Source organism: Brucella pseudintermedia, assembly GCF_008932435.1.
Taxonomy (GTDB): Bacteria; Pseudomonadota; Alphaproteobacteria; order Rhizobiales; family Rhizobiaceae; genus Brucella; species Brucella pseudintermedia.
This window is the reverse complement of record NZ_WBWE01000011.1, coordinates 112,901-139,516: the sequence shown is the minus strand read 5'-3', so window position 1 is coordinate 139,516 and position 26,616 is coordinate 112,901. Positions and strand designations below refer to the sequence as shown.

Genomic DNA, 26,616 nt, shown 5'->3' with positions numbered 1-26,616 from the left:
TCTCGGATTTCTGCAAGGGAAGGGCTTAGCCGACGATTGATTTCAGGTCGGCTGGACTTGTGCGGCTACTGCAACCGCACGGGCCCACTTTGACGATGAAAAACCGCCTGAAAAGCAAAAATCCCGGACAAAGCCGGGATTTTGTTGCCGTACTTAACGGAAAACTGGAGCGGGCGAAGGGATTCGAACCCTCGACCCCAACCTTGGCAAGATTAGACTGCTCCTTCGCCACAGCACGCTACAATACGAAAACACGCGAATTTACAAAGAGTTATTGACTGCCATCGTACGCCGCCATATCCTCTCTTAACCGTCGAAACGCGTTTTTCTGGAGACATTTTGGAGACAATGACACCTCCGGAAATCTTTGTCTCCAGCGAGAGGAATGAGATGCCGACTATCAAACTGACACGGAGGGCCATCGAGGCGTTCGCACCGCCGGCCGAGAAGCAGATCGTTCACTGGGACAGTGATATTCGTGGCCTTGGCGTGCGCGTGCTACCATCGGGCCTCAAGACCTTCATCCTGCAATACCGCAATGCCGAGGGTGTGAAGCGCCGGATCAACGTTGGTCGTTATGGTGTCCTCACCGTTGAACAGGCGAGAGATCTTGCAAAAATCAAGCTCGGCCAGATCGCGGGAGGCGAGGACCCGGCTGACGAAATCCAGCAGGCCCGCAAGGCCATGACGGTCGAGGAAATGTGCGACTGGTATCTCAAGGAAGCACGAGCGGGAAACATCCTCGGCCGCAAGAACCGTCCCATCAAGACGTCTTCGCTCGATATGGACGAGAGCCGCATCAAGACCCACATCAAGCCGCTCCTGGGAAAGCGCCTTGTTCGTCATCTGACGATTGCCGACGTCGAGCAGATGCAGACTGACGTCAAGAACGGCAAAACCGCGAAGCCGCGGTCAGGCGGCCGTGGTGGGCAGGCTACCGGTGGCGCCGGCGTAGCCGGACGGTGCGTGGGAACCCTTCAGGCCATCATCGGCCATGCCAAGCATAAGGGCCTCCTCACGGAGCATCCGACAAAGGGCGCAAAGAAGCTGTCGAGCAAAAAGAAGGATCGCCGTCTGAGCGTTGCGGAGATCGGCGCCCTCGGCAAGGCGATCGCCTATGCCGAGCGCAACGGGGAGAATCCGACGGGTCTCGCGGTCATTCGGCTGCTCCTGCTGTCCGGCTATCGGCGCGAGGAGGCCCAGGCCATGCACCGCTCGTGGGTTCATCCGGAAGGCGGTTACGTGGCCTTTCCGGATACCAAGGGCGACGCGCAATTGCGCGCCATTGGTCCAGCGGCAATCCGCGTCATCGAGACGCAACCGCTCACTCTGGGCAACCCGCATGTATTTCCCTCCGCGACGGCGGATGGGCCGTTTACGGCGGTTCGTTCTTGCCTCGAGCGCGTCTGCAAGCTCGCGGGACTGAGCGGCGTGACACCCCATACCCTGCGACACACATTCGGCAGCGTGGCCGGGGATCTCGGCTTCTCGGAATTGACCATTCGCGCCATGCTCGGCCACGCATCGCAGAACGTCACACAGGATTACGTCCACATTGATGAAGCCCTGAAGCTCGCGGTTCGAATGACATCGGACGAGATTGAAAAATTGCTCGAGCAAGGCGCGAAGCAACTCGCCGCCATGCCACGGGCGGCATAATGCCCCGGATCTCCTAGAGCCGGGAGGCGACGCCAGCGCATCCCTACAGATCGGTGCCATCGCAGCGCAGACGGTACTCACGGCTTTGCCACTTGAAAAGTGTAGTCCTGAGGACTATAGATATGGGGGGGCTTCGTTCAGTATGGCCGTATTCGCAACGAGGAGTTTGCCCGGTTTGCACGCAAGTCTCGTCTCGCGGCCGACAAGCTGCTCCAGGCGGCAGCGGAGGTCATGTTCGGCCGCTTCGACGCCAATCTCGGCGGAGGCGTCTACAAGCAACGCGTTGCACGGGACGGGGGCGGTAAGTCTGGCGGCTTTCGCACGATTGTCGTGTTCAGGGCCGGAGAGCATAGCTTCTTTGTTCACGGCTTCGCCAAAAGCGAGAAGGCGAACGTGTCGGCAAAGGAATTGAAGGCGCTCAGGCAGTTGGCGAATGTGTTGCTCGGGTTTTCGGACGAGGAACTTCGCATTGCGCAAAACGCCGGTGAATTGGTCGAGGTGGTGACAGATGGCGACGAATAGGAAGGCTGACAGCCGCATCCTCGCTTCCGTTCACAAGACGGCTGCGGGTTTGCACAGGGCCGGCTTGGTCGAGAAGGCGACGATGCGCGAGTTTGATGCCATATGCCTTACGCCAGTCGAACCTCTCAGTCCGGAGGAGATCCGGGCTCTACGCGAGCGCGAGCAGGTCTCGCAGCCCGTATTCGCGCACTATCTGAATGTGCGAAAAGATGCTGTCAGCAAATGGGAGCGCGGCGAGAAACGCCCGGACGGGCCTTCGCTCAAACTGCTTAATCTGGTCAAGGCCAAGGGCCTTCGAGCTATCGCATAAAGGCGCATAGGCAGTCCCGCTCATCGAAGTGGATCCTTCTACCGGGAAGAATCCATCTCGATTCTTGGCTGCGAAAGGAGCAGGCGCATTGTGGCGGGGGCGCAAGCCGCATAGGTCACGGGCTGGGCCCCGGCATGTCTGCCGCCAAGGCGCAGGTGCTCATGCCCGGCCTGATCATGCAGGAGGCCGATCCGGTCGCCGACATGAAAGCGCTGGAGCGGCTGGCGCTGTGAAGGCTTCAGTGCGTTGCTCCGATCGCCGCGGCAGTTCCTCCGGGCGGCATCGTGATCGACTCGACCGGCGCGGATCATAGCGCGGACGGCAATCCTCCTGCTAAGAGCAGGATCGTGGTCTCCGTTTGACCAGACGGGTACTTTCTCTTCTCTTTTTCGGGTCAGACGGACAGCGTGAAATTGGCCCGGCTGGGCGCCGGGCCAGTTGCGACGTTATGCGGTCGAGAGAGGACGGTTTGTCGTGAACCAGAGGCTGATCGCTGCGAGGACCGCGACGACTAGTCCGGCGATCACATGGACCCACATCGCGGACACCACGGCCGAGAAACCGACGACCCAGGGTGCGATTACAGCCCACAGACCGAGCACGACGTTGATCCATTCCTCAGCCTGGTGAAAAGCATAGAGCGCGGCAACCGCGATCAGCGTGACTGCAGCGCCAACGATCCAGGCATTCCATGCGGCATAGGCTTCGGCTGTGTAGCCGAGATACCAGGGCGACAGCAGCAGACCGAGACCGGCAATGATGTTGACAACATCGAAGGCCGTCCGGCTATCGGCAGACAGAGATTTCAGCATTGTTGATTCCTCCTTGTCGATTGGGTTGCGTCATCAATGAACCGTCTTCCGCGAGCGGGAGGCGGGTGCGGCGACGACAGTTTCGCTGCCATCGTCGCGAAGCCGGGGAACGGGATCGAGGCGCGGAAGACGCTTTCCGTCCTGCCTGGGAAGCGACGTGTCAACTCTTCCCGCGTGAACACGCCCGCCGCGATCTCGTGTAGCGCCAGGTCGCTGACGCTGGCGTCATCTATGTCGAGCCTTGGCTCGGCACCTCGGTTGAGCGCCCGACTGCGCGCGGCAGCGGCAAGTGTGAGGGCGAATCTGTTGGGCAGAACCTTCTCGCAATCGAAGACAATATGCGGGTCCATCATCGCACCTCATGCAGCTTTTTGTGCGCCTGCATTATTCGGGTCGGCAGCAGCCTCGCGCTCGAGCGCGAGCAGCGCCAGCTCGACCTCGTGAAGGCGTGGCGGCCGGTTGTTCTCAGGCATGCCTTCGTTGGTCGCCTGATCGATCAGGTACTCCGTCCAGGCCCAGTTCATGAGAATCGACCGTTTGGCATCCAGCGTCAGCCCCGGATCACGGACCACGCCCATGGGCGTTGCCCAGCTTTCGGGGCCAGAGGGATCGTTGCGGTTCACGGCGCCATCGAGGGCGCGACCGTAGCTTGCCTGAAGACCCGAAAGTCCGAGCCGGTCGAGCGTTGCGTCTGAAAAGGCATGCGCGGAGCTGCCGTTCGGCGCAGATATCTCGCTGGCGCGTCGGCCAAGGCTGTTTCCACGCCGCCCGTTGGGCCTCTGAACAACATAGGTCAGACCCTGCCGCTCGGCGTAACGGATCGCCGATTTCAGCGTTGGGAAGCTGAGCTCGACCTGGGTCAGCGTGTCGTCGCCGCCCGTATAGCCCATCAGCGGTTCGATGAAGGGCGCGGTGCGCCGCTCGAAAACGAGGTGCCAACCCTTCGTGCGCGCCTTGCCCGAGGTCGTCACGGAACGAGACGGCTTGTAGATGCGTGCAATCGCGTCGTCCGGGAAGACCGAGCGACCCATTGAAAGGGGCTTGCGCCGATTGTCGTTCAAAGGCGCGGTTCGCGGGATATGTGGTTTCGTCGTTTCGTGTACGTGTGTGAGAATCTCCATCATTCATCCTCCCTTATGTGGCGAAGGATGCCGCCGGCGGCGGCCGAACGGCCCGCCGCTGGCGGCTGCCATGCGTCAGCTCTTGATGGCGATGCGCTTGACCTGTGACTGCGCCGTCTCGCTCTTGGGTAGGGTCACGGTCAGCACGCCGTTCTTGAACCGCGCGTCGACCTTGTCTTCCTGCACTTCATAACCGAGCGGGATGCGGCGTTCGAAGCGGCCATAGAAGCGCTCGGAGAATTGCCTGTCCTTGTCCTCCGTTTCGGAACGCTTCTCGCCCTTCAGCGTCAGCACGCCGTCGTTGAGCAGAACTTCGATGTCCTTCTCTTCAAGACCGGGCACCTCTGCCGTCACTCTGATTTCCTTCTCGCCGTCGGAAATCTCGACGCTTGGCCAGTCTCCGCCAAAAGCGGAAACGCCACCAAGGGACGGCAGGCCCGAGCCGAAGCCGCGGAAGACATCGTCGAACAGGCGGTTAACCTCGCGATGCAGCGACAGGAACGGGTCGCGCTCGCCATCGCGATAAAGGCTTGGGGTCTGATTGCCATTATTGCGACCCCAGGGAATCAGATCACGGACACTCATTTGTTTTCTCCTTTCCGTTTGTTGGACAAAGCTTTCCCTTCGGCGCCGGGCAGTGCCCGGCGCCCTGCGCGGACTACGCTGAGGGAAACGGCCTTAAGCGGCCTGCTTCTCGGCCTCGATCTGCTGCGTCTCGACCTTTGGCAGCGCCTCACCAGCGACGATCTCGATCCGGCGCGGCTTCATCTCTTCGGGAATCTGGCGCTTGAGATCGATCGTCAACAGCCCATCGGTGAGGCTGGCGCCAACAACCTTGACGTGATCGGCCAGTTCGAAGCGGCGCTGGAAGGCACGTCCGGCGATGCCGCGATGCAAATACTGGACGTTGTCTTCGTCCGCCTTCTGACCGGCGACCATGAGCATGTTCTGCTCCTGGGAGATGGTCAGATCCTTCTGGCTGAATCCGGCCACCGCCATGGTGATGCGGTAGTCGTCCTCGCCAAGTTTGGCGATGTCATAGGGAGGCCAGTTGTCGATGCTCTCGACGCGGCTCGCAGCTTCGAGCGCGTTCAGCATCCGGTCGAAGCCGACGCTCGACCTGAACAGGGGAGAAAAGTCGAAAGTGGGTCTCATAGCCACATCCTCCATTGAGCAACATGGGTACAAGTTCTCGTGCCGCCGGACGCTGTTGCATCCGCTCGGCATGCCGGTCCCCGGAATGGGCGACCAGCAAAACATTATTTAGTTCAGGCGTTTGGCTGTTCAAGAGACCTGCGTCTTCGCTGCGCAGCTTCTCACGCCTCATATCGAGCGCGGCCAGCACATTAATGCCGCGCTCGATATGAGGCGGCGGCGTCGGCCTTAGCGACGGCATTACGTTGCGCTTCGAGACGTGGCTGATGTCCAATTGGGAAAGCGCGCTCGGCCTAAGGTTGCACCTTGAACTCTGCAACGAACTCGGCACCGTCGAAATGCAGGGTCAATTCGGACCGTCCGTCCAGGGACAGGCTGATTACATCCTCCACAACGCGCGAGCCGGAAAACGCGCGAGCCGGAACCCTTGCGGGTAGGATCGGCATTGATGGTCTTGGCGCAATACTCTCGCCAGCGAAACCGGACATGCGTCCCACCGTCTTCACCCCGGCACGCGGTCCACGCTACCTTCACTTGGCCTTCGGGCGTTGCCCAGGCACCTGCCGCCGATCGACGGCAGCCTCGCCGGAGGCCCCTCGCGTCCTTTTCGTTGACCAAACATAGCCTTAAAGCTATACAGGCGGAGATTCATTGTCGGTGGAATCACGACATTGGCTAACCTGTCTTTTGGCAGCGACGTAATCACGCCAACACTCATCAAGGAAGGGCAGCAAGATGGGTAGAAGCACCGACCATATCGTTGCTCTCCTTCCTCATGACCACCAGGCCGTCATAGATGCGCCTCAGCAGGATATGACGCGAGAGATAGAGGGTTTGCGCGAACTTCGTCAGATCGCAGGCAAAGCGCAGGCGGATATTGCTTCCGCTTTGAATATCACTCAGCCATCCGTCTCCAAGATCGAGAAGCAGACCGACATGCATCTTTCGACCTTGCGAAACTACGTGGAAGCTGTCGGTGGCGAATTGGAACTGACTGTTAAGATGCCCGAGCGACCTGCACTGAAGATTCATCATCTGGGCGAACTTACGCCAGTCCGTGCCGAGTCGGTGCGAAAGAAGAGCGACGCGCCGTCGCCGAGGCGGCGTCATGGATGAGCTGCAACGGTCCATTTACGTCGACCGATTTCAACTGGCGTTCCACAAACTGAAGGGTGCAGCCTTTCAGGATTGGTTCGTGCGGCTTGCAGGGTATGCCTTCGGTCCCGACTTCGAGGAAGTGCGTCCCTATGGACGCCATGGAGATCTGAAATGCGATGGTCGCCGGATCAGTTCAGGTTCCGTGTTCCAGTGCTATGCGCCCGACGCCATGAAGGAGGTCGACCTTATCGCCAAGGTCGATGCTGACTTCCACGGCGCGCGTGCGCATTGGGGCGGTAACATGCAGGAATGGGTGTTCGTCCATAACGATGGACGCGGACTTCCGCCAAACGCGGTTCAGCATCTCGACGGGCTTCGTCGGGCCCATGCGCCGCTTCAAATCGCAACATGGTCCGAACCGGAACTGCTAGATCTCACCATGAAACTCAATCTGACCGGGCTTCAGGCCCTCTTTGGCCCAGCGGCCTCGATCGCAATCGTTGATCGGTTGGTCATGTCCGATCTAGTGCCGATCATCGAGGCGCTCCAGCGCCAAGAGCCAAATCCGAGCGATCCGCCCCTAACACCGCCGTCGCCGGAAAAGTTGGAAAAAAACGCTCTTTCTGACGAATCGGGCCTGTTTCTGCGCATTGGTCGACGGAAGTCGGCGCTCGTTGATACGTTCTTCCAGAAGATTCCCCGTCCTGATCTCGGCGAGCGCATCGCCGAGGCTTTCCGACTGCGATATGCCGAGCTGAAAGCTCTCGATCTTCCGGCCGATACGATCTTCAAGCACCTTCAAGATTATGCAGGTTTCAACGGCGAGCCGAAACGCCAGGGAGCAGCACTGGCAGTCCTCGCCTATTTCTTCGATAGCTGCGACATCTTCGAAGATCCGGCCATCATTTCCGTGGAGGCGTCATGATCCTCCCGACAAAGCATGTCCGTCCTGATCGCGCGCTCATCGGCGTCGGCGCAGAGGTTCTCGATATTTTAAAGCGGCCGATGACCATGTCGCGGCTGTGGGACGAGATGCGCGGACGCCGTTCGCTTCATGCTCCCAACGCTCCAATTGACTATCAATGGTTCATTCTCTCGCTCGATCTGCTCTTCACGATTGGTGCGGTTGACTTCGATCGCGGCCTGGTGCGGAGGGTTCAACCATGATCCGCCGTTTCGGCAGCGACCTCGCGTCCTTCAAGACACTGACCTTCAAGCCGGGTTTGAACATCCTGCTGGCCGACAAGAGCGAGGGCGCAAACGATCGCCAGTCGAGGAATGGTGCGGGCAAGACCAGTTTCATCGAGCTGATCCATTTCCTGTTTGGCGCCGACGCGCGCAAGGATAGCATATTCCGCTCTGATGCGCTGACGGCGTGGACCTTTGACGTCTCCGTCGACATAGCGAAAGAAACCATCTCGGCGGCCCGTAGCGGCGCCAAGCCGAGTCGGGTCTTTGTCAATGGCGCCGTCGAGAACTGGCCGATCCCGCCGCAGTTCGACACGCGCGCCGGCCTGTTCGAGTTGTCGAACGAGAACTGGAAAGCCAACCTCGGCCAGCTCTGGTTCGGCCTGCCCATTTCGGCGGGGGACGAAGCCGAGCGTTTCCAGCCGTCATTCCGCTCGCTCTTCTCCTATTTCGTCCGTCGTCAGAACAGCGGCGGCTTTCAGCAGCCAATGCAACATTCGGGGATGCAACAGGCATGGGATCAGCAAGTCTCGATCTGCTATCTGCTTGGCCTCGACTGGAGCATTCCCGGCCGCTTTCAGGAACTGCGCGCGCAGGAGAAGGTCGCTCAGGAACTGCGTAAGGCCGCCCGCAGCGGCGATCTTGGCCGGTTCTTCGGCAAGGCGGCCGAGCTCAGAACGAAGCTGACTGTCGCGGAGGCTCGTGCCGTGCGGCTTCGCCGGCAGCTTGAAACGTTCGAGGTTGTGCCAGAATACAAAGCTCTGGAGCGTGAGGCGAACGAAATTACCCGCGAAATTGACGGGATGAACGTCGAGAATGTGGTCGATGGCGATCTCCTGCAACAGCTTCGCGCGTCGCTGGTCGATGAGGATGCACCCGACTTGGGTGACGTTACGAAACTCTATGCGGAGGCCGGCGTCGTCCTGCCCGACATGGTGCGGCGGCGTTTTGACGAGGTGGAGCGCTTCCACCGAACTATCATCGAGAACCGGCGCGCGCACTTGACCGCCGAGATCGCCTCGGCAGAGGCTCGCATCGCTGAACGCGATCAGCGCACAGTCGAGCGCGACCGGCGGCGTCGTCAGATAATGGGTGTGCTGCGCTCCGGTGGAGCACTCGAACATTATACATCGCTGCGCGAAGAAGCTGGCCGGGCCGAGGCCGAGGTCGAGGGGCTTCGCCAGCGGCTCGAGACCGCTGAGCGGATCGAAAGCACCAAGGCTGAACTCGACATCGAACGGGCCAACCTAACCAAGGCGCTACGTGACGACATCCACGAGCGGACCGACATCATCCGCGAGGCTATCCTTATTTTCGAGTCGCTCTCGGAGTCCCTTTACGAAAAGGCGGGCAGCCTAACGATTGCCGAGACCGGAAGCGGCCCCCAATTCGAGGTCCATATCGACGGACAGCGAAGCAAGGGCATCACCAACATGCAGATATTCTGCTTCGATCTCATGTTGACCGAAATTAGCCTGAAGAATGGTCGTGGTCCCGGCTTTCTGGTCCATGACAGCCATCTATTCGATGGGGTGGACGAAAGGCAGGTTGCTAAGGCGTTGCAACTCGGCGCCGAACGGGCTGAGGCAGCCGGGTTTCAGTACATTGTCACAATGAACTCGGACGCGCTGCCGCGTGAAGGGTTCAAGGCCGGCTTCGATATCCGCTCCTATGTCATGGACACAAAGCTGACCGACGCGACGGACACCGGGGGGCTATTCGGCCTGCGGTTTGAGTAGGCCCGCCCATGCGATCAACTCCCTTCACCCGTCCGACCCTGATTGCTGCGGTGGAATTGCTCGAACAGCACAGCCAGGCGCGCTTTAATCAGGTCGTACTTCGTCTCGGGCTTGAGGATGAGATTTCGTCGAATACCGGCATCAGCGTCGCGAAAAAATGCGATCTGCTTGGACGCATTGTCGTCCAGCGCGCCGATGCAGTCCTCGACACGCTCGATGGCCGCATGACACTCGGCGAAGCCGTCGTGCGCCAAGCGGCACTGCTGGCACAACCTGACGCGCTTCATCCATTGCAGACAGCGTTTGCCCGTGGGCTTGCCCGCGATGCCTTTGTATTGGTCTGGGACGACAATGGTCGGAACCCATCCCTCCGAGCCGCGCTGCCGGGGGAAATCCAGCTTCCCGAAACCGACGATGAAGTACATCGGCTTCTAAAGTCTTTCGCTTTCATGACCCCACTCGGTCATCTCGATCAAGCGATCGAGGCGCACACCCGCGGCGATTGGGCTGCGTGCAACGGACAGCTTCGCACGTTCCTTGAAAGCCTGTTCGACGACATTGCCCGCAACGTCCGCCCGGAAGATGCAGCGAAAAGGCCCCACGCCGAAAATCGCCGGGCGTTGCTGGCGGAAATCGGCTTCCTATCGACAAGCCGCAATGAATGGACCGGAGACGGCAAGAACTACGTCAATGGCCTTTTCAAGATGCTGCACACCGAGGGATCGCACCCCGGTCTTTCGGACGAGGATCACAGCACTTTCCGTCTCCACGTCGTGCTCGTTACCGCGCGAACCTTCCTCCGGCGCTTAGCCAACGGGCAATAGGAGATGCGAATGAGTAGATGGACAGCGGACGATCTGCGCCGATTGGACCTGAAATATGCCGAGGAAGGCGTTCCCATCCACCAGAGGCCGTTCCGGGCCGCGATGGAGTTGCTCGGCTCCAGTTTCGTGATGGGTGTGGGCGGCAATCCCGAGGTCAAACGCATCATGGATGCTTATGCGGCCATGATGCCGGAAGTTGAGACGAGTTGGCCCGGCACCGGCATCGGATTGGTGGCTTCGGTTGATCAGGTGCGAAAGGCCGTTTTTCCCGTCCTGTTCGGTCAAAATTCCCTCCAATCTTGGCAGATGACGGGTTTCGAGAATGCCGAAGAATGGTGGAATTGGTGCCGCCGGGATCGGTCAATCGCCGCTGACGTCGCCCTTGCCGGCGCTGACATTCACGATTTCACAATGGGTCTCAACGAGGTTGAGCAACGCAATGCTGATGCGGTGACGCTTTGGCGGATGGCGGGATCGAATCTCGAAGACGTGGCGAACACATTACCTACCGCGTTCAGCCACGACTCGGTGGTCCAGCCAATCTGCATGGCGGCAGAGTTATCCATGAAGGCAGCACTGGTTTGGGATGGTGTTGATCCCGACTCTTTCCGAAAAGGCAAGGACGGTCATAACTTGGCTGTGCTCGCCCAGCGTATGGCTACAGCACGGCCGCACCGCGACGACGCGCGGGTCCAAGCGGTGGTGTCGAGCCTGCCGCCTTATGTTGCCAGCCGATATGAGCCCGCTGGCTTGAAACGGCTTTCGGTAGTCAGGTTGGCACTCGGTGTCCAATTCATTGCAGCGTCCAGTCTGAGGCGGATTGCGGCAGCCGATCTCGCAAGCCAGATGGAAACTGATCCCGATTGGCCGGGACCGAGACCCGCATTTACGACCTGAAAGTCTGTCCGAGAATGTGTCAACTGATCGGGTGGCACTTAGCGTTGGATGATCGCTACGCTTGGGTCGCATGTCCTTTTCGTTGATCCGACATAGCTTTGAGGCTATTTATGATAAAATGGGATTATGTATCTTTCACCTTTGACATTGAACGGCGAGCCATTGTGCTCGTAGCGGGCGATAAGCCCCGCGGGAGCCAGAAGCGCTTCTACCGGCAGCTCATCGCGAAAGCGGATCTCCGGTTTTCTGAACATCTGGAAAGCCTAAAACCCGCTAAGAAGGGACATTGAGATGGCACGGAGCCTTAACGGCATGATTGCCACGCTTCCCCTAGACGAACAGGAAACCATCGAAGCGCGGTATCAGGAGCTGAAGCACGAGGTCGAGGGCCTGCGCGAGCTTCGCCAGATTACGGGCAAGGCGCAGGAAGACATCGCAATGGCCCTCAACGTTAAGCAGCCGTCCGTCTCGAAGATCGAGAAGCAGGCGGATATGTATCTGTCCACCTTGCGTGGTTATGTCGAGGCCATCGGCGGCAAGCTAGAGCTGACGGTGAAACTTCCAGCACGTCCCGCACTTCGACTGCAAAGCCTCGGAGATGTTAGCAGCCTGAACGTCCCGGCACCTGGCGTTGCGCGGCGGCAAAAGTCGCCAACAGTGCGGTGAATCTTGATGCTCCCATTTGACAGCAGCAATTCTACGCCGACACCCAAGTGCCGCTTGTGCGGTTCAGACCTAACCGCCGCCAACGACTCAGAAGCCCACATCATCCCGAACGCCTTGGGCGGTCGGCTGAAACCGAAAGGGATTCTCTGCCGGACCTGCAACACGACGTTGGACGATCTGGCCGACAACGCGCTGGTCAAGGCTTTCGGCGATTGGCCAACGCTTCTCGATATTCCAAGGGACCGTGGCCAGAACCCACCGAAGAGGCTCGAAACCCGCGATGGCAAGGTGATACGAGTCGATCGGGACGGCTCGCTGACACGAGTAGATGTCCTCTACGATGTCGCTGCGATCGAGGACGGCCATAAGGTCCAGATCGGCGCAGGCGATATGAAGACCTTTCGGCAATTGCTTCAACGCGCGGCGAAGCAATTCCCGCAACTCGATCCAAAGGTTGCCGAACAACACGCCCGAACAGTTGGCATCGAGGACGGCGACTTGCTCAAGGTCGGTCTGGATTTCAGCCCCAAAGCTGTTTTTGGCGGAATTATCACGGTGATCTGGCTTTTCCTGATCGCGAAAACCGGCCGGGCCTTCATGGATCAGCAACAGCTTTCACAGGTGATCAAAAGGATGCAGTCCCGAGGCGGCACTTTCCGCTACCTGATCGAAGGACTACCGGGCCTGCAAGGCCCCGATGTGCCTATCGGTCACAAGATCATCGTAAGGTCCATTCCCTCCACGGGCGAGCTTATCGCCTATGTTGAGATCCTCGGCATATTGAAGGTCGGCGGGGTTTTCGCCGCAGCACCGCCACCTGGGATTCCTCTTGAGTTCATTTATGCCCACGACGTCTTGGGACGACGTGACGTTAGCGCCGACTTTTCCATCGACGCGAGCGCCTTCGAGCGGAAAGACTGGAAAACCGTTGGGCTCGGAGCTGCCGATACGGAAGCGTTGCGAGAGCATTTTCGCGAGGCTTTGGAGTCTGTCTTCGAACCGCACTATCGGAAGCGGTTCACCCAGGCGGCGGGCGATCAACTGTAATGCCGGCGTGGTCTCGCCGGCTGGCTCGCACCATGCCTTCGTCACCGCGCGACCAAACGGACTGCATTGGCATCAGGAAATCCTGAATCCCGTCTTTATGTATTTGCGATTCTGCGACCGTCGGTTTGAGGGGGAAAGCCTTCCCCCTGGCTGGCACTGCGTTGCTGGCACGCCCCTTTCTGCGGGGAGACCCGCAACGCCCCCTATAGAGTGAGAGTGCGGACGGGTTTTGCCGTGACGGGTTGAGGGCCGGAGGAGAGTCTTCCGGCGCCCGTCGCGGAGAACCGCGATGTCCAGACATGATCGCAGCGTTCGCACCGGCTCGGGCCGGACGAACCTCTATGACGAAATCACCACCAAAATCATCGCCGAGCTGGAGGCCGGTCGTGTGCCGTGGGTGCAGCCCTGGGGCACGTCGACAGCCAAGGCGCCGCTCGGCCTGCCGAAGAACGCCGCCACGTCCCGCAGCTACAGCGGCATCAACGTGCTCATCCTCTGGGGCGCTGTCATCGAGCACGGCTTTCCCTGCCAGGGCTGGCTCACATTCCGGCAGGCGCTTTCGCTCGGCGGCCATGTCCGCAAGGGCGAGCGTGGCACCACGGTCATCTATGCCGACCGATTCACGCCGGAAGACGAAAAGCGCCGCGCCCGCGAGACCGGCGAGGAAGCACATACCATCCCTTTCCTGAAGCGCTTCACAGTCTTCAATGTGGCGCAATGCGACGGGCTGCCCGACGACATCGCCACCGTCGCGCCGCCGCCACCGCCCGGCCTGACAAAGCCGAGGGTCGAGGCGCTCATCAAGGAGACCGGCGTCGATTTCCGCATCGGCGGCAACCGGGCCTTCTACGTCCCATCCCAGGACTATGTGATGGTCCCGCCGCCCCAGGCGTATTTCGAGCCGATCAACTGGCACCGGACGGCGCTGCATGAACTCGGTCACGCCAGCGGCCATCACAGCCGGCTGAACCGTGACCTGACCGGCTCGTTCGGCTCAAAGAAATACGCCTTCGAAGAGCTGATCGCCGAGCAGATTTCGGCCTTTAGCTGCGCCGCTCTCGGCATCGTGCCGACGGTGCGCCACGCCGATTACATCGGCAGTTGGCTGGAGGTCATGCGCGAGGATTCCCGCGCCATTGTGCGGGCGGCTTCGCAGGCGAGCAAAGCGGCCGACTGGCTGCTGTCCTTCCTGCCGGAAGACGAGCAGCGGCCTGCCACGCCCGAGACCGCTATCGACAGGAGGGCCGCATGATCCTCCTGACGGACGAGCTGCGTGCGCAGCTACTCGCCAATGGCCGCCAGCGCGATACCGATCATGTGCCGGTCGTCAAATTCTTCAACCCGCTCGGCGCCGGCGTCTGGCTGGCGACCGAACTCGATGCCGACGGCGACATCCTCTTTGGCCTGGCCGATCTCGGCGAGCCGGAACTTGGCTATTTCTCGCTCGAGGAGATCGCCTCGGTGCGCCTGCCTTTCGGACTCGGCATCGAGCGCGACATTCTCTTTTCCGGCGACCTTCCGATTTCGGTCTGGGCCGAGGCTGCCCGGGAAACCGGCAGCATTCGCCGCGCCGAACGGATCATCTATGCCGCGGCGCGTGCGCGGCGGGAGGGCATCTGATGCGCTTCCGCCGTTGGCATAGACCCGAACCCTATGGTGACACGTCGCGCAAGCGTGCGGCGTTTCTCCGCAAGCAGCGCCTCGAACGCGAGGCGTTGCCGCTCTTCGCCGACGAGATCGCCGCCGGCCAGCACGACGTCGACGAGGAAATGGCCCGCCGCGCCGTCTGGTGGAACGAGGCCGAACGCGAACGTCGCGGCCAGCGGGCCGCGTGGTGGCGGAAGGGTCGGGCCCGGCTCTTCGCGCTGCCCGACAGGCTGCGCGCCCGTGTCCGCGAGATCTGGCGGACCTGCCCTTATCCGGCCGACCCGGCGAGCTTCGCCGATTTCCTCCACCAGATCGCGGTTGGAAAGCTCGATCCCTGGCGCCCGCGTTGGCAGTTCCATCCCGAGCGGACTGCGCGGATCACCCGCGATCCGTCGACCTTCGGCGAAGCCTTCCGCCGGATCGGCGGCCGCAAGGCCGGCATCGGCCCGAGCGCGCCGGACGTGGACGAGTTGCTTTACTGCGGCAATCTCGGCTCCGGCATCCTGTTTCTCCGGTCGCGGCTGCGCCCGGTCGAAACGGGCGGCAATGTCCACATCGCCGCGAGCCATCACGCCGACGCCGCCGAGCGGCTCGAAATCGAGGTGCGCGGCGCGTGCTCGGATGCCGAACTGGCGCTGATCGAGCGCTTGGCGCAGGCGACCGAGACGCGGCCCGTCACGGTCCAGCGTATCGTCATGGGAGGCCGAATGTTTGAGGACCGCGTGCGGCAGCCTCAAACTGCTCAGATGTTGTTCAGCCGTTGGTATCAGGCCGATCGAGGACCATCAGTGCGTGGTGAAGCCACCGTCCACTGGCAGGGCGACCCCGACTACGAAGCTTGCTGCCGGACTGCATAGCCATAGGACCGCCGCGGCAACTTCTTCCGCCCGCCCCAGACGGCCGATTGGCTGCTCCTTCATGATCTCGGCCATTGCATCCGATTGGCCTTGGAGCATGTCCTGCACCATGGGCGTGTCGATCACCCCAGGGCAGACTGCATTGATGCGGATGCCGCGGGGGGCATATTCAACCCCGGCGCTCTTAGTCATTCCGATGACGGCGTGCTTGGTGCCGTGATAGGCGGCGCGTCCTGGCAGCCCGACTAGCCCACCCAAGGACGAGCAGTTTACGATCGCGCCAGAACCTTGCTCTCGCATGATCCGCAGTTCGTGCTTCATGCACGCCCAAACGCCGCGCTGATTGACGGCCGTGACGCGCTCGAAGCTGCTGAGGGGCTCGTCCGCGGCGTCGGACGGCGGGACTTGGATGCCCGCATTGTTGAACGCCATATCGAGACGCCCGAATTGGCTCACCGCCAGATCGACCGCCGCCGCCACCTGCGCCTCATCGGCAACGTCGCAAGCGACGGCGATCGCGCTCCCGCCCTCGCTGACGATGCGGTGGGCTTCCTGCTCGGCAAGATCGCCGTCCAGATCGGCCAGCACGACGGACGCTCCATTGTGGGCGAAAGCCCTGGCTGTTGCGAGACCCATGCCCTTTGCCGCCCCGGTAACGAGCGCGACCTGGCCTTTGAAATCGTAAGTCGGGTTCATGAATCAGTTCTCCTTTCCAGCATTGTCGGTGCGCCGCTTCTTCCCGAGGACCGGGAAAGCGCTTGCGGCCCCGTAATCCGTTTCATCCACTTGCTTGAGGGTCTCGATGTCAGCGTCAGAGATCGAGAAGTCCAAGGCAACGTTGCTCTTCATATGCGCGGCATTGGCGGTCTTCGGCAGCGGGAGCAGGCCGAGTTCAAGGCAATACCGGATGCAGAGCCGCGCGATGCTGACGCCATACTTCTCGGCGATTGCGCCGACGGTCTCGTTGGTCAGCAGCGCGCCATGGGCCACGGGCGAATAAGCCTCGACCAGGATACCTTTCGACCGGCTGTAATCGATCAGGTCGAACGGCGTGTTCCCCACATGGACGAGAACCTGATTGACCATCGGCTTGACGCTGCCGTTGTCGATGAGGTTGTCTAGGTCCACGCGCTCGAAATTGGACACACCGATCGCTCGAAGCTTGCATGCGACGTAAGCCTGTTCGAGTGCAAGCCAAGCTTCGAGATTGCCCTCGAAGAAGTGCTCGCCCTCTCTGAATTCCGCCCATGGCTGCGGGCTGTGGATCAGCATCAGATCGATGTGATCCAGGCCGAGAGTCTGGAGCGATCGGTCGATCAGTTGCCTGGCCTCTCCATAGGTCTTGCATTCGGCCGCGAGCTTTGTGGTCACGAAAATCTCACTGCGGGGAACGGCGCTTGCGCGGAGACCATTGCCCACGCCGCGCTCGTTCTCATAAGCCTGCGCGGTGTCGATGTGGCGGTAGCCGATCGCGATCGCTTCTTGCACGGCCCGTTCAGCGTCGGCATCCGGTATTCTCCAGGTGCCAAGACCAAGTTTCGGAATCTTCACGCCGTTGGCGAGAGTGAATGTTTCCTCCAGGATCATTTTTCCAGCCTTTCGTTCTGTTTGTGAGTGCTTCGTCTTCGAAGACGGCGGCCAATGACCCTACTTTCGACCGGGCGGCTCCACATCAGCGAACAGCATGAAGCAAACTTAGTTGATCAGTCCGGCTTGGATTAGCGTCCTTGCGCGCAATGAACTGATGAGCAATGCTCAGTAATAACCAGGAGGCTTCATGAAGCTGAGTCGGGTCGATCTGGCCGATTTCGCCTATTTCCTCGCCATTGCGAGGCATGGGAATTTTCGTCTTGCTGCACTGGAAATGGGCGTAACGGCCTCGGCCTTGAGCCATGCCATAAGGGGGTTGGAGGAGCGCCGTGGCGTGCGATTGTTGAACAGGACCACACGGAGCGTAACTCTCACGGCGGCTGGTGAAGAACTCCGAGCGTCGATCGAGGAGCCGCTGGAGGCCGTGAGCCAAGCCGCCGAAAACCTCAACAGGTTCCGCGATGCGCCGGCCGGCCGGGTGCGGATCAATGTCCTTGGAGATGCGGTGCCCCTCCTGCTCGAACCGGTCATGCCGATCTTCGTGCAGCACTATCCCGAGGTCGAGGTTGACGTCAGCGTGAACAACAAGATGGTCGATGTGATCGCTGGCGGCTTTGATGCTGGCATCCGCTACGGCGGAACCGTGCCGGAGGATATGATCGCGCAGCGGCTTTCGTCGGACATTCGCTGGATCGCTGCGGCCTCGCCAGCCTATCTGGAGCGGTTTGGGTTACCCCAGACGCCACAGGAACTGCAAGAACATCGCTGTATTCGCATCCGCTTGGGCAATGACCGGATCTACCACTGGGAATTCGAGCGGGGCGAAGAAAAGGCTGAGATCGCGGCTCCCGGTCCGGTTACGGTCGACGAAACTCATGCCGCGGTCGGCTTCGGCCTTAATGACGTCGGTATCATCTATGGAGCGGAGCCGGTTCTTCGCCCACATCTCGAAAGCGGCGCTCTACGAATCGTACTTGAAGATTGGGCATCCATGGGCAGCGGCTTTCACGCCTATTATTCCGGACGCCGACAGGTGCCGACCGCATTGCGTTTGCTCATTGATCTCATCCGCGAGATCGATCCGATCGGCAGAAAATAACGCCATCATTGCGCCTGGCAAAACCAAAACGAAAACAAACCAAATCTTCCAAGCACCCGACGAGCTGATACCTAACGCTGCGCCGGAAATAGCGGGGGAATGCGGAGCGACCGCAGCGCGTCGACGGGTAGCGTCGCGCCTGCGGCCCGGTCGAGAGGGAGAGGAGGGAAGGGGATTTCGTGACGGGTTGGAAGGTCGAGAGAGGGTCTCGGCCGCCCGTCGCGGAGAAACCACCATGGCCAAAGTTGCCAGGAAGTCGAAGAAGTCTGCTGTCGCGATGATCGAATTTTCGCGTTCTCGCGATATTCCATTCAACCGCATCCACCTGTCGAAGGATAATGTCCGCGAAACCGACGTCGAAGCCGGCCTCGATGATCTGACCCACGATATCGACCGGCGTGAGGACATCGTGCAGGGCCTCAATGTCCGCGCCATCCTCGATGCCGACGGCAACGAGACCGGCGATTTCGAGACCCCGGCCGGTGGCCGCCGCCACCGGGCGATCGCGCGCCTTGTCGCGGCCGGGCGCTTCCCCGAGGACGGCCTCGTCCCTTGCCTCGTCAAGAAGGCGAACGCCAAAACCTCCGCGGTCGACGACTCGCTCGCAGAAAATATGTGGCGTCTTGCCCTTCATCCGCTCGACCAGTTTCGGGCATTCAAGCGCATGTTCGACGAGGGCATGACGAAGGAGGAGATTGCCGACGCTTATCGCACGACGCCGCGCTACATCACGCAGCGCATGCGCTTGGCTTCGGTTTCGCCGGCTCTTCTGGAAATCTACGCCCGCAACGGCATGTCGCTGGCGATGCTGGAGGCGTTCACCGTCAATCCCGATCACGCGCGCCAGGAGCAGGTTTGGGAGACTGTCCAGAACGCATACAATGTCCAACCCTGGCAGGTCCGCCAGTATCTCACCCAGACGACGGTGCCCTCCACCGACAAGCGCGCGTGCTTCGTCGGCATTGATGCCTATGAGGAGGCCGGCGGCGTCATGCTGCGCGACCTCTTCTCCGACAATGACGGCGGCTGGCTGGAGGACGTCGCGCTCCTCGATCGCCTGGTCTCCGAGAAGCTGAAGGCGATTGCCGACGAGGTGGCGGCCGAAGGCTGGAAGTGGGTCTCCGTCGAGGTCAATCTGCCCTATGGCTACGACAACGGGCTTCGCGCCATCACCGGCAGCTTCGTCGACCTTACCGACGAGGAGCGTGCGGTCCGGGATGCATTGCGCGAGGAGCAGGAACGCCTCGAAAACGAGTATGCCGACCACGACGAGCTGCCCGATGAGATCGATCAGCGCTTGGCCGAGATCGAGTTGGGCCTAGCCGACTTCGAAAAGCGGCCGGTCGTCTATGATCCCGCCGAGATGGCACATGCCGGCGCCTTCATCAGCATCGACCGTAGCGGCGCACTTGTGGTCGATCGCGGCTATGTCCGTCCCGAAGACGAGCCCGTTGTCGAGATCGACGGTGAGGAAAGTGATACCGTGACGGCCGCGGCCGGGGCAGGCGACGGCGGTAATGTCCAGCGCGCTGTCATTACCATCGGCGGTCAGCCGGTCGAGACCGATGAGGAGGAGGAGGGCGTCAAACCGCTCCCCGAGCGCCTCGTCGTCGAGCTTACGGCTTATCGCACGCTCGCCTTGCAGGACGCGCTCGCCAATAATCCGCATGTCGCGATGACGGCGCTCCTGCATCGGATGGTGATGCAGCGCTATCACTATTCCGCTCCGGACGGATGCCTTGAGGTCTTCGTCCGTCAGAAGCTCTCCTGGACCCAGGGCACCGATCTCGGTGACAGCCCGTCCGCAAAAGCGATCCGCGAGCGCAATAACGCCTGGAAGTCGGACCTCCCGTCCGACGAGGCAGCGATCTGGGACTGGATCGCGGCACTCGACGATGCGAGCCGCATGGCGCTTCTCGCCCATTGCGTCAGCTATGGTATCAACGCGCTCTACGAGCGTCCGAATATCCATAGCGCCTCCGGCATCTCGCAGCATGGGCTCGACCGTCGTCTCGCCGGAGCCGACCGGATTGCCCGTGCCACCGGCCTGGACATGGTGCTCGATGCGGGATGGCGGCCGACCGTCGAGAACTATTTCGGTCGAGTGACCAAGACCCAGATCCTCGCTGCGGTGCGTGAGGGCGCGGGTGAACGGGCGGCGCAGCTTATCGACCATCTGAAAAAGGGCGACATGGCTAAGGAGGCCGAGCGCCTGCTGGCCGATACCGGCTGGCTGCCCGAACCGCTGCGCCTGGTCGATCTCGATGGTGATGCGGCCGCCGACACCGATGGCGAGGTCGAGGCTTTGCCCGACTTCCTCGCCGGCGACGGTGACGACGAGGAAGCAGCGGCTGAAGAAGAGGAAGACCGGCAGCACCTCGTCGCTGCGGAATGACCGCATACGGGGCGGCGCAGGCCGCTCCGTATCGTTTTTCAACTCGCCCGGCCATAGCGCCGGGCATTTTTTATGGAGGTCGTCATGGCTGACCACATCGACACCGACTTCATCTTTCGGGCCGACCGCGAAAATCCCCCGGCCGAGCGGTCGCTGCCCTGGGAGGAGACGCGCGACGGCATCACCGTCGTCGTCGAGCCCAAGCCGCATTGGGCCGAGGATTTGTGGGCCTTCCGCCTCGATGCCCGCGAATATTGCTACTATGCCGACTGGAGGCGGTGCGGTGCGCGCGCTCGGTTCAATGGCCATATCGATACCTGTGGCCATGACCTGCTGCTGAAGGCCCGCGCCCTGATCGTCTGCGAGATCGCCGAGGGGCATTGGAGCTGACCGTCATTCCGGTCGAGTTTCAGTTCACCAGCATCCGCCATCCTTGCGCAACCATGTGGAGATGAATTCCGTCTCCGGCCTGGAACACGTCGATCCGGTTGAGACCGGCATGAAGGGGGGCTGGCGCGGCGCGGCACCTGCGATGGGATTTCGGCATCCTGTCAAAGGCAGAACACCACCCCCGCTTCCATTCGCTGACCTTGGTCTGAGCCGTCTCCTAGTCAATCAACCCACGAGGGGTCGGCTTACGCGAGCGTGCCGCCCTCGCGGATTCGGGACATGCCCGAACGCGCGAGGGTGATTGCAGATCCGTTCAGACACTTCGGGCGCCTGTCGCGCGGGGGATGGTCCCCCGCCTCCAGAGACAGGAGCCGGAACCCATGTCCTACGCAGATGCCACCGCCTTCGCCGCCAGCCTCGCCACCACGCTGATGGTCTCGATCGTCGTGTTCCAGGCCGGAGACGGAACCCACGGCGCCATGCCCGCCGACGAATTCGACGGCGACGAGGAGATGGTGAAACTGGAACTCGATCCATGGAGCTGAGGTGCGCAAGCGCCTCATTCCCGACGGCCCGGAACGCTCAAGAGGCGTCCGGGCCCTCCGCCTTGCGATGGTCGGCCCATCGTCGGAAACGGCACCGAGGCGGACGCCTTCGGCAAGAGAGGAAGAGGTCGGGGCTTTGGCCGTGACGGGTTGGATGCGGAGAGAAAGGCTCTCGGCGCCCGTCGCGGAGTGATCCCGATGACCTATGCCAGCCAATCCACCTTCGCCCCGATCGGGCAGGTTCTCGCCGACCGGGTGCTGCCCGGATTTCGGCGGGCGCAGAAGCTGCCGCTGCGCATCTCCTGCCTCGGCACCGTCAGCTATGCCGGAGCCGCCGATGCCGATTATCGGGACCGCAGCGTCTCGCTTGGCGAGGCTGCTTCGCCGGAAGACGCCTTCGCTCTTGCTGCGCTCCGCGTTTCGCGCGGCGATCTCGGACCGGGCGACGACACCGCATTGCACTTCGAGCCGCGCCTGATCGTCATTCAGGACAGCGCGCTCGGCCTGGTTCTCGCCGGCGAAATCCGCGGCGGTATCATCCTCTGGCGGCAGCCGGTCGCCAGCGACGGCGAGGCCCGCCGCATCGTTATCGAAGCCAGCCGACAGCGCGGCGTGGCCTTCGCAGCCTCCGTCCGGGGCGATCATGCGTCGGCCCGCGCCCTGCGATTCGGAGCGGCCTTGCTGGAAGCGCGCCTGGTCGATCCGCTTTGGCGCGAGACCGCCGCCGAGCTGCTCCGGCTGCCGCAGGCGGCCTGATCCCATTTCCTTCCTTCAATCAGCCCGGCCTCGCGCCGGGCTTTGTCGTTTAGGAGCCTGACATGGCCGACTACTTCACCCATTTTTCCTGCCTGCTCGATGTGGGACGCCCGACAACGCTTCCCGCGCCCTCGATCTCTACAATCAACTTTCCGAGGAAGGCGCTTCGGAAGAGCCGCGGTCCGACGGATTCCTCCTGTCGATCCAGCCCGAGCATGGCGGCACCAAACTCTGGATGCGCGATGACGTCACGGGCGACCCGGAGCGCCTGATTCAGTTTGTGAAGCGTTGCGCCGCCGAATTCGGACTGACCGGCCGCTGGGGGTTTCAGTATGCCACCACCTGCTCGAAGCCGCGCGTCAACGGCTTCGGCGGCGGCGCTCATGTGCTCGATCTCGCCACCGGGGAAACCTTCGCCTGGACCTATACCGACGGCTGGCTTGCCGAGGTGCTGGATGGAGGTGATCCGGATGCCTGAGATCATCGAAACCACGGTCTATCGGCTCGACGAGCTTTCCGATGCCGCAAAGGACAAGGCCCGCGCCTGGTATCGTGAAGGCGGCTTCGACTATGACTGGTACGATTCCGTCTATGAGGATTTCCAGCAGATCGCGGAAATCCTCGGAATCCGCTTCAAGACCCGCACCGTCCGCCTCATGGCCGGCGACACACGTCAGGAGCCTCGTGTCGCCTTTACAGGCTTCTGGTCGCAGGGCGATGGCGCATCGTTCGAATGCTATTATTCGTATCGGAGGAATGCCGCGGCCGAGATCCGATCCTATGCGCCGCAGGACAAGAAGCTGCATGAGATTGCCGATGCGTTGCTGGCGATCCAGCGCCGGAACTTCTACCAGCTTCGCGCCGAGACCAGGCATCGTGGGCACTACTATCACGAGTATTGCATGTCCATTTCGGTCGAACGTGACAGCCCCACCTATCAGGACATGACCGCCGACGCCGAGGAGATCGTCATCGAGGCGCTGCGCGATCTGGCCCGCTGGCTCTATCGCCAATTGGAGCGCGAATACGAATACCTGTCCTCGGACGAGGCAGTCGATGAGACGATCATCGCCAACGAGTACACCTTTACCGAGACAGGACGCCGGTTCGGTTGATGCTTCCAGGCGCCCCACCTAACGGCGTCGGCGGACCATCAGGTTCGTGAAGGATTGCGATGCCGCGCTCCCCCGGCGGTGGAACGCGGCAATCCATCTCATTGGCTTCAAGAATACAAACCGTCCGCCTCATAGGCGGCGGTTCGTGTTGATCGCAAATCAGAGTTCCTGCGCCGTCGGCCGGAACAAAATCTCGTTGACGCCGACGTCCTCGGGCTCGCTGATCGCGAAGGCGACCATACGGCCGAAGGTTTCGGCGGGCACGCCGACCTGACCAACATAATCCTGGTTGGTCTTCTGAACGTCCTTTTCACTGATATGCTCAAGGAGTTCAGTCTTGACAGCGCCCGGCGATATGATCGTGACGCGAATGTTATCCGCTGCGACATCCTCTCGCAGTCCTTCGGACAGGGCTCGTACACCAAACTTCGTCGCCGAATAGACAGCGGAGCCGCCGAAAATCTTGTGGCCCGCAACGGACGAGAGATTGATGATATGGCCCGACTTCTGCGCCTTCATCAAGGGAAGAGCTGCGGCTATGCCGTAGAGCACACCCTTGAGATTGACGTCGATCATCTGATCCCATTCATCGACCTTCAGCTGGTCCAGCGGCGAAAGCGGCATCACACCGGCATTGTTGATGAGCACGTCGATACGACCGTAGGTCTTCACCGCCGCGTCCACGAGATTTTTCAGATCGTCCCGCCTGGTGACGTCCGTGACGACGGCCGTGGCCTTGCCGCCAGCTTCTCTGATTTCCGCTGCAAGCGCCTCGATCCGGTCGGCGCGACGCGCGCCCAGCACGACGCTCGCGCCTTTGGCTGCGAGATGCCGGGCGGCTGCAGCGCCCATTCCGCTGGACGCGCCGGTTATGACGATCGTTTTTCCATTGATGCCTTGTGTCATCACAGTTTCCTTTGAGTTTCGAGGTCAGGATATTGATAAGATTGGTCACGCCGCTTTCAGCAGACGCCGGCCATTGCCGATGAGCACAGCGGCGATTACGGCCAGAACCACGCTGCCGCTGAAGGTTGCGGAGATCGTCATGCCATCCAGCAGCAGTCCGCCGATCACAGCGCCCAGCAGGATCGACGACTGGATTGCCACGACCATCAGGCTTCCGGCAGCTTCGGGCGCATCGTCGGCATTCTGCGACATCCATGTCATCCAGATCACCGACATGGCTGTGTTCATCGCGCCCCAGATCGCGAGGAACAGGGCAACCGCGATCACCGAACCGCCGAGGAACAGCAGGCCGAGCGTGCAGCCGCCCATCAGCAGCGCCGGCAATTTTAGGAGGGGTGCGACGTTGCCGCTCAGAAAACGACCCGAAGCCCAGGTTCCGATGAACCCGGCGCAGCCGAGCACGAGCAGCAGCACCGAGAGCGTCGTTACGCCCACGGCTGTCACCTGTTCCAGAAACGGGCGCAGATAGGTGAACATGGTGAAGGCCGAGCCCCAGGACAGCATCGCCGCGATAAGCCCGCGCAGGAAGTAAGGACGCTTCAGCAGGCCAAGCATGGTCCGAAAGTCCTGACGTTGGCGGGCGGGCAGCGACGGCAAGGCGATCAGATGCCAGACCAGATTGATGGCGACGATGGGCACCAGTGCCCAGAACACCGCACGCCATCCGAACATACCGCCCAGATAGCTGCCGACCGGCGCTGCAAACGCTGCTGCGATGGCCTGTCCGCCATACATCAGGGCAAGCGCGCGCGGCACGTCGCCTTCGGGGACGAGGCGCATGATGATGGCGGTGGCCAAAGACCAGAATCCGCCGATGCAGATTCCGAGCAGCGCGCGACCGATCATCAGCACCGCGAAATTCGGCGCCGCCGCCACCAGAACCAGCGAGAGCAGCATGAAAGCCGTCAGCATGACCAGAACCCACTTGCGGTTCAGCGTCCCGGCCGCCGTGGTAATGACCATGCTGGCCGCGACCGCGAAGAGGCCGCTGATCGAAATCGCCTGTCCGGTCTGGCCCTCGGTTGCCCGCAGTCCTTCCGCCATCGGCGTGAGCAGGCTGACCGGCATGAACTCGGACGCAATCAGCATGGCGACACACAGCGCCATCGAGAAAACCGCACCCCAAGCTGCGGCAGGTTTCGTTCCTGCTTCTATTGTGGATTCAACCACCATTCGTTCGACTCCTGCGCGATTGTTGCAGTGCAAACATAGCCGTTGCCGCACAAAGCAATTACCGGGCAGAATTTGCATGAACTTATCGACGTGATCGAATAATGTGATCGTGCAAATAGCGAAGGAGCCGCATGTCCAGGACCGACCTCAATCAACTGACATGGTTCCAGGTCGTCGCCGAGGAACGAAGCTTCACCAAGGCGGCGGCCAAGCTCGGTGTGGCGCAGTCGACGCTCAGCCACGCCATTAAACAGCTCGAAGCGCGTATGGGCATCCGCCTTTTGACGCGCACGACCCGCAGCGTGGCGACGACCGCCGCAGGCGAACGTCTTTTCCAGACGATCACCCCGCGCTTCGCCGAAATCGAAGACGAGATCGCGGCTTTGATGGATTTCCGCGACAAGCCGTCCGGCTCGATCCGACTGACCCTTTCTGACCACGCTCTGAAAAGCGTGGTCTGGCCCAAGCTGAAGCCATTTCTCCAGAGCCATCCCGATATCAGCGTCGAACTCGTTCTGGACAGTACCTTTCGCAACATCGTTGAAGAGGGTTTCGACGCAGGCGTTCGGCTCGGTGAGAGTGTCGAGAAGGACATGATCGCGGTTCGGATCGGGCCGGACTGGCGGCTTGTTGCCGTGGCGTCGCCGGCTTATTTCGCGGCTCACGGCGTCCCCGACCATCCACAGCAACTCGTTGGGCATATTTGCATCAATATGCGCCACGAGCGCGCGGGCAGCCTTTATGCCTGGGAATTCGAGAAGGACGGAAAGGCGTTGCGCGTCCGTGTCGGCGGCCAACTGACCTTCAACAACTCCTACGCCATGATCGACGCGGCGTTAAACGGCTTCGGTATCGCTTACCTTCCGGAGGACACCGTAAAGCGGGACATAGAGAGCGGTTCGTTGGTGCAGGTTCTCGACGATTGGTCGCCGTCCTTCGACGGCTATTTCCTCTATTATCCGAACCGCCGGCAGAATATCCCTGCGTTCAAAGTGATCGTTGAAGCGCTGCGGCATCGTTAGCCCCCGGTAGAAGCGGGAATCCG

Annotated in this window: 31 protein-coding genes and 1 pseudogene; 22 read left to right on the top strand and 10 right to left on the bottom strand. The window is 61.2% G+C overall.

Annotated features, from left to right (window positions below):
- The first annotated feature begins 390 nt into the window (after nt 1-390).
- The 3 genes from F9K78_RS15355 (at nt 391) to F9K78_RS15345 (ending at nt 2,491) form a co-directional block, all read left to right on the top strand.
- Nucleotides 391-1,659, top strand: coding sequence for a tyrosine-type recombinase/integrase (locus F9K78_RS15355; RefSeq protein WP_151682361.1), 1,269 nt, complete (start codon nt 391-393; stop codon nt 1,657-1,659).
- A 120-nt stretch (nt 1,660-1,779) separates the two neighbouring features.
- Complete coding sequence (locus F9K78_RS15350; RefSeq protein ID WP_328593523.1) at nt 1,780-2,181, top strand: type II toxin-antitoxin system RelE/ParE family toxin; 402 nt, start codon at nt 1,780-1,782, stop codon at nt 2,179-2,181.
- On the top strand, nt 2,168-2,491 hold the full coding sequence (locus tag F9K78_RS15345; protein ID WP_151682359.1) for a helix-turn-helix domain-containing protein: 324 nt from the start codon (nt 2,168-2,170) through the stop codon (nt 2,489-2,491). Before F9K78_RS15350 ends, F9K78_RS15345 begins: the two co-directional genes overlap by 14 nt.
- Before the next feature lie 446 nt (nt 2,492-2,937).
- Here F9K78_RS15345 and F9K78_RS15340 read toward each other — a convergent pair whose 3' ends face one another.
- From F9K78_RS15340 to F9K78_RS15310, 6 genes are all read right to left on the bottom strand, one after another.
- Nucleotides 2,938-3,303: an SPW repeat protein gene (locus F9K78_RS15340; RefSeq protein WP_151682358.1), complete on the bottom strand. Its 366-nt coding sequence runs from the start codon at nt 3,301-3,303 to the stop codon at nt 2,938-2,940.
- A complete protein-coding gene (locus F9K78_RS15335) occupies nt 3,297-3,656 on the bottom strand; it encodes a DNA-directed RNA polymerase subunit omega (RefSeq protein WP_235925442.1) in 360 nt (119 codons plus the stop codon). The genes F9K78_RS15340 and F9K78_RS15335 overlap by 7 nt, the downstream gene beginning before the upstream one ends.
- Before the next feature lie 6 nt (nt 3,657-3,662).
- A complete protein-coding gene (locus F9K78_RS15325) occupies nt 3,663-4,424 on the bottom strand; it encodes an ETC complex I subunit (RefSeq protein WP_208851926.1) in 762 nt (253 codons plus the stop codon).
- Between the two features lie 75 nt (nt 4,425-4,499).
- A complete protein-coding gene (locus tag F9K78_RS15320) occupies nt 4,500-5,009 on the bottom strand; it encodes an Hsp20/alpha crystallin family protein (protein WP_151682356.1) in 510 nt (169 codons plus the stop codon).
- 93 nt (nt 5,010-5,102) lie between these two features.
- A complete protein-coding gene (locus F9K78_RS15315) occupies nt 5,103-5,579 on the bottom strand; it encodes an Hsp20 family protein (RefSeq protein WP_151682355.1) in 477 nt (158 codons plus the stop codon).
- Between the two features lie 293 nt (nt 5,580-5,872).
- Complete coding sequence (locus tag F9K78_RS15310; protein ID WP_151682354.1) at nt 5,873-6,067, bottom strand: hypothetical protein; 195 nt, start codon at nt 6,065-6,067, stop codon at nt 5,873-5,875.
- Between the two features lie 247 nt (nt 6,068-6,314).
- Between F9K78_RS15310 and F9K78_RS15305 the strand changes: the two genes are divergently transcribed.
- From F9K78_RS15305 to F9K78_RS22015, 11 genes are all read left to right on the top strand, one after another.
- On the top strand, nt 6,315-6,695 hold the full coding sequence (locus F9K78_RS15305; RefSeq protein ID WP_151682353.1) for an XRE family transcriptional regulator: 381 nt from the start codon (nt 6,315-6,317) through the stop codon (nt 6,693-6,695).
- Complete coding sequence (locus tag F9K78_RS15300; RefSeq protein WP_151682352.1) at nt 6,688-7,602, top strand: ABC-three component system protein; 915 nt, start codon at nt 6,688-6,690, stop codon at nt 7,600-7,602. Before F9K78_RS15305 ends, F9K78_RS15300 begins: the two co-directional genes overlap by 8 nt.
- Nucleotides 7,599-7,844 (top strand): ABC-three component system middle component 6, encoded by a 246-nt coding sequence (locus F9K78_RS15295; RefSeq protein WP_114076052.1) that lies wholly within the window; start codon nt 7,599-7,601, stop codon nt 7,842-7,844. Before F9K78_RS15300 ends, F9K78_RS15295 begins: the two co-directional genes overlap by 4 nt.
- Nucleotides 7,841-9,604 (top strand): ABC-three component system protein, encoded by a 1,764-nt coding sequence (locus F9K78_RS15290; protein WP_151682351.1) that lies wholly within the window; start codon nt 7,841-7,843, stop codon nt 9,602-9,604. Before F9K78_RS15295 ends, F9K78_RS15290 begins: the two co-directional genes overlap by 4 nt.
- 8 nt (nt 9,605-9,612) lie before the next feature.
- Nucleotides 9,613-10,428 carry a hypothetical protein gene (locus tag F9K78_RS15285; RefSeq protein ID WP_151682350.1) on the top strand — a complete coding sequence of 272 codons (816 nt, stop codon included), beginning with the start codon at nt 9,613-9,615 and terminating at the stop codon, nt 10,426-10,428.
- A 9-nt stretch (nt 10,429-10,437) separates the two neighbouring features.
- Nucleotides 10,438-11,325, top strand: a complete 888-nt coding sequence (locus tag F9K78_RS15280; RefSeq protein WP_151682349.1) for a hypothetical protein — start codon at nt 10,438-10,440, stop codon at nt 11,323-11,325.
- Nucleotides 11,326-11,616: 291 nt separating this feature from the next.
- Nucleotides 11,617-11,991, top strand: a complete 375-nt coding sequence (locus tag F9K78_RS15270) for an XRE family transcriptional regulator (RefSeq protein WP_151682348.1) — start codon at nt 11,617-11,619, stop codon at nt 11,989-11,991.
- A 6-nt stretch (nt 11,992-11,997) separates the two neighbouring features.
- Entirely contained in the window at nt 11,998-13,038 is a 1,041-nt protein-coding gene (locus F9K78_RS15265) for an HNH endonuclease (protein WP_151682347.1), read from the top strand.
- Between the two features lie 289 nt (nt 13,039-13,327).
- A complete protein-coding gene (locus tag F9K78_RS15260) occupies nt 13,328-14,290 on the top strand; it encodes an ArdC family protein (protein ID WP_151682346.1) in 963 nt (320 codons plus the stop codon).
- Nucleotides 14,287-14,658 carry a DUF2958 domain-containing protein gene (locus tag F9K78_RS15255; RefSeq protein WP_151682345.1) on the top strand — a complete coding sequence of 124 codons (372 nt, stop codon included), beginning with the start codon at nt 14,287-14,289 and terminating at the stop codon, nt 14,656-14,658. Before F9K78_RS15260 ends, F9K78_RS15255 begins: the two co-directional genes overlap by 4 nt.
- Nucleotides 14,658-15,542: a hypothetical protein gene (locus tag F9K78_RS22015; RefSeq protein WP_208851924.1), complete on the top strand. Its 885-nt coding sequence runs from the start codon at nt 14,658-14,660 to the stop codon at nt 15,540-15,542. The genes F9K78_RS15255 and F9K78_RS22015 overlap by 1 nt, the downstream gene beginning before the upstream one ends.
- On the opposite strand, the gene F9K78_RS15245 is transcribed toward F9K78_RS22015, so the two are convergent.
- Complete coding sequence (locus tag F9K78_RS15245; protein WP_151682344.1) at nt 15,471-16,238, bottom strand: glucose 1-dehydrogenase; 768 nt, start codon at nt 16,236-16,238, stop codon at nt 15,471-15,473. The genes F9K78_RS22015 and F9K78_RS15245 overlap by 72 nt on opposite strands.
- Before the next feature lie 3 nt (nt 16,239-16,241).
- Nucleotides 16,242-17,129, bottom strand: coding sequence for an aldo/keto reductase (locus F9K78_RS15240; protein WP_151682343.1), 888 nt, complete (start codon nt 17,127-17,129; stop codon nt 16,242-16,244).
- A 190-nt stretch (nt 17,130-17,319) separates the two neighbouring features.
- On the opposite strand from F9K78_RS15240, the gene F9K78_RS15235 reads away from it, so the two are divergent.
- From F9K78_RS15235 to F9K78_RS15205, 7 genes and pseudogenes are all read left to right on the top strand, one after another.
- Nucleotides 17,320-18,231 (top strand): LysR family transcriptional regulator, encoded by a 912-nt coding sequence (locus tag F9K78_RS15235; RefSeq protein ID WP_151682342.1) that lies wholly within the window; start codon nt 17,320-17,322, stop codon nt 18,229-18,231.
- A 235-nt stretch (nt 18,232-18,466) separates the two neighbouring features.
- The gene (locus F9K78_RS15230) at nt 18,467-20,626 is read left to right on the top strand and encodes a ParB/RepB/Spo0J family partition protein (RefSeq protein WP_151682341.1); all 2,160 of its coding nucleotides are present in this window, start codon (nt 18,467-18,469) and stop codon (nt 20,624-20,626) included.
- Between the two features lie 84 nt (nt 20,627-20,710).
- Nucleotides 20,711-21,016: a hypothetical protein gene (locus F9K78_RS15225; protein WP_151682340.1), complete on the top strand. Its 306-nt coding sequence runs from the start codon at nt 20,711-20,713 to the stop codon at nt 21,014-21,016.
- Between the two features lie 380 nt (nt 21,017-21,396).
- A complete protein-coding gene (locus F9K78_RS15220; protein WP_167518121.1) occupies nt 21,397-21,561 on the top strand; it encodes a hypothetical protein in 165 nt (54 codons plus the stop codon).
- Between the two features lie 150 nt (nt 21,562-21,711).
- Nucleotides 21,712-22,317 (top strand): hypothetical protein, encoded by a 606-nt coding sequence (locus tag F9K78_RS15215; protein WP_459562229.1) that lies wholly within the window; start codon nt 21,712-21,714, stop codon nt 22,315-22,317.
- Nucleotides 22,318-22,379: 62 nt separating this feature from the next.
- Nucleotides 22,380-22,795 (top strand): annotated as a pseudogene (locus F9K78_RS15210) (hypothetical protein).
- Complete coding sequence (locus tag F9K78_RS15205; protein ID WP_151682338.1) at nt 22,788-23,432, top strand: antitoxin of toxin-antitoxin stability system; 645 nt, start codon at nt 22,788-22,790, stop codon at nt 23,430-23,432. The pseudogene F9K78_RS15210 and the gene F9K78_RS15205 overlap by 8 nt, the downstream one beginning before the upstream one ends.
- 159 nt (nt 23,433-23,591) lie before the next feature.
- On the opposite strand, the gene F9K78_RS15200 is transcribed toward F9K78_RS15205, so the two are convergent.
- On the bottom strand, nt 23,592-24,338 hold the full coding sequence (locus F9K78_RS15200) for an SDR family oxidoreductase (RefSeq protein WP_151682337.1): 747 nt from the start codon (nt 24,336-24,338) through the stop codon (nt 23,592-23,594).
- A gap of 45 nt (nt 24,339-24,383) precedes the next feature.
- On the bottom strand, nt 24,384-25,571 hold the full coding sequence (locus F9K78_RS15195; RefSeq protein ID WP_151682336.1) for an MFS transporter: 1,188 nt from the start codon (nt 25,569-25,571) through the stop codon (nt 24,384-24,386).
- Nucleotides 25,572-25,702: 131 nt separating this feature from the next.
- Here F9K78_RS15195 and F9K78_RS15190 point away from each other — a divergent pair, with 131 nt between their 5' ends.
- Nucleotides 25,703-26,593, top strand: coding sequence for a LysR family transcriptional regulator (locus F9K78_RS15190; protein ID WP_151682335.1), 891 nt, complete (start codon nt 25,703-25,705; stop codon nt 26,591-26,593).
- The last annotated feature ends 23 nt before the right edge of the window (nt 26,594-26,616 follow it).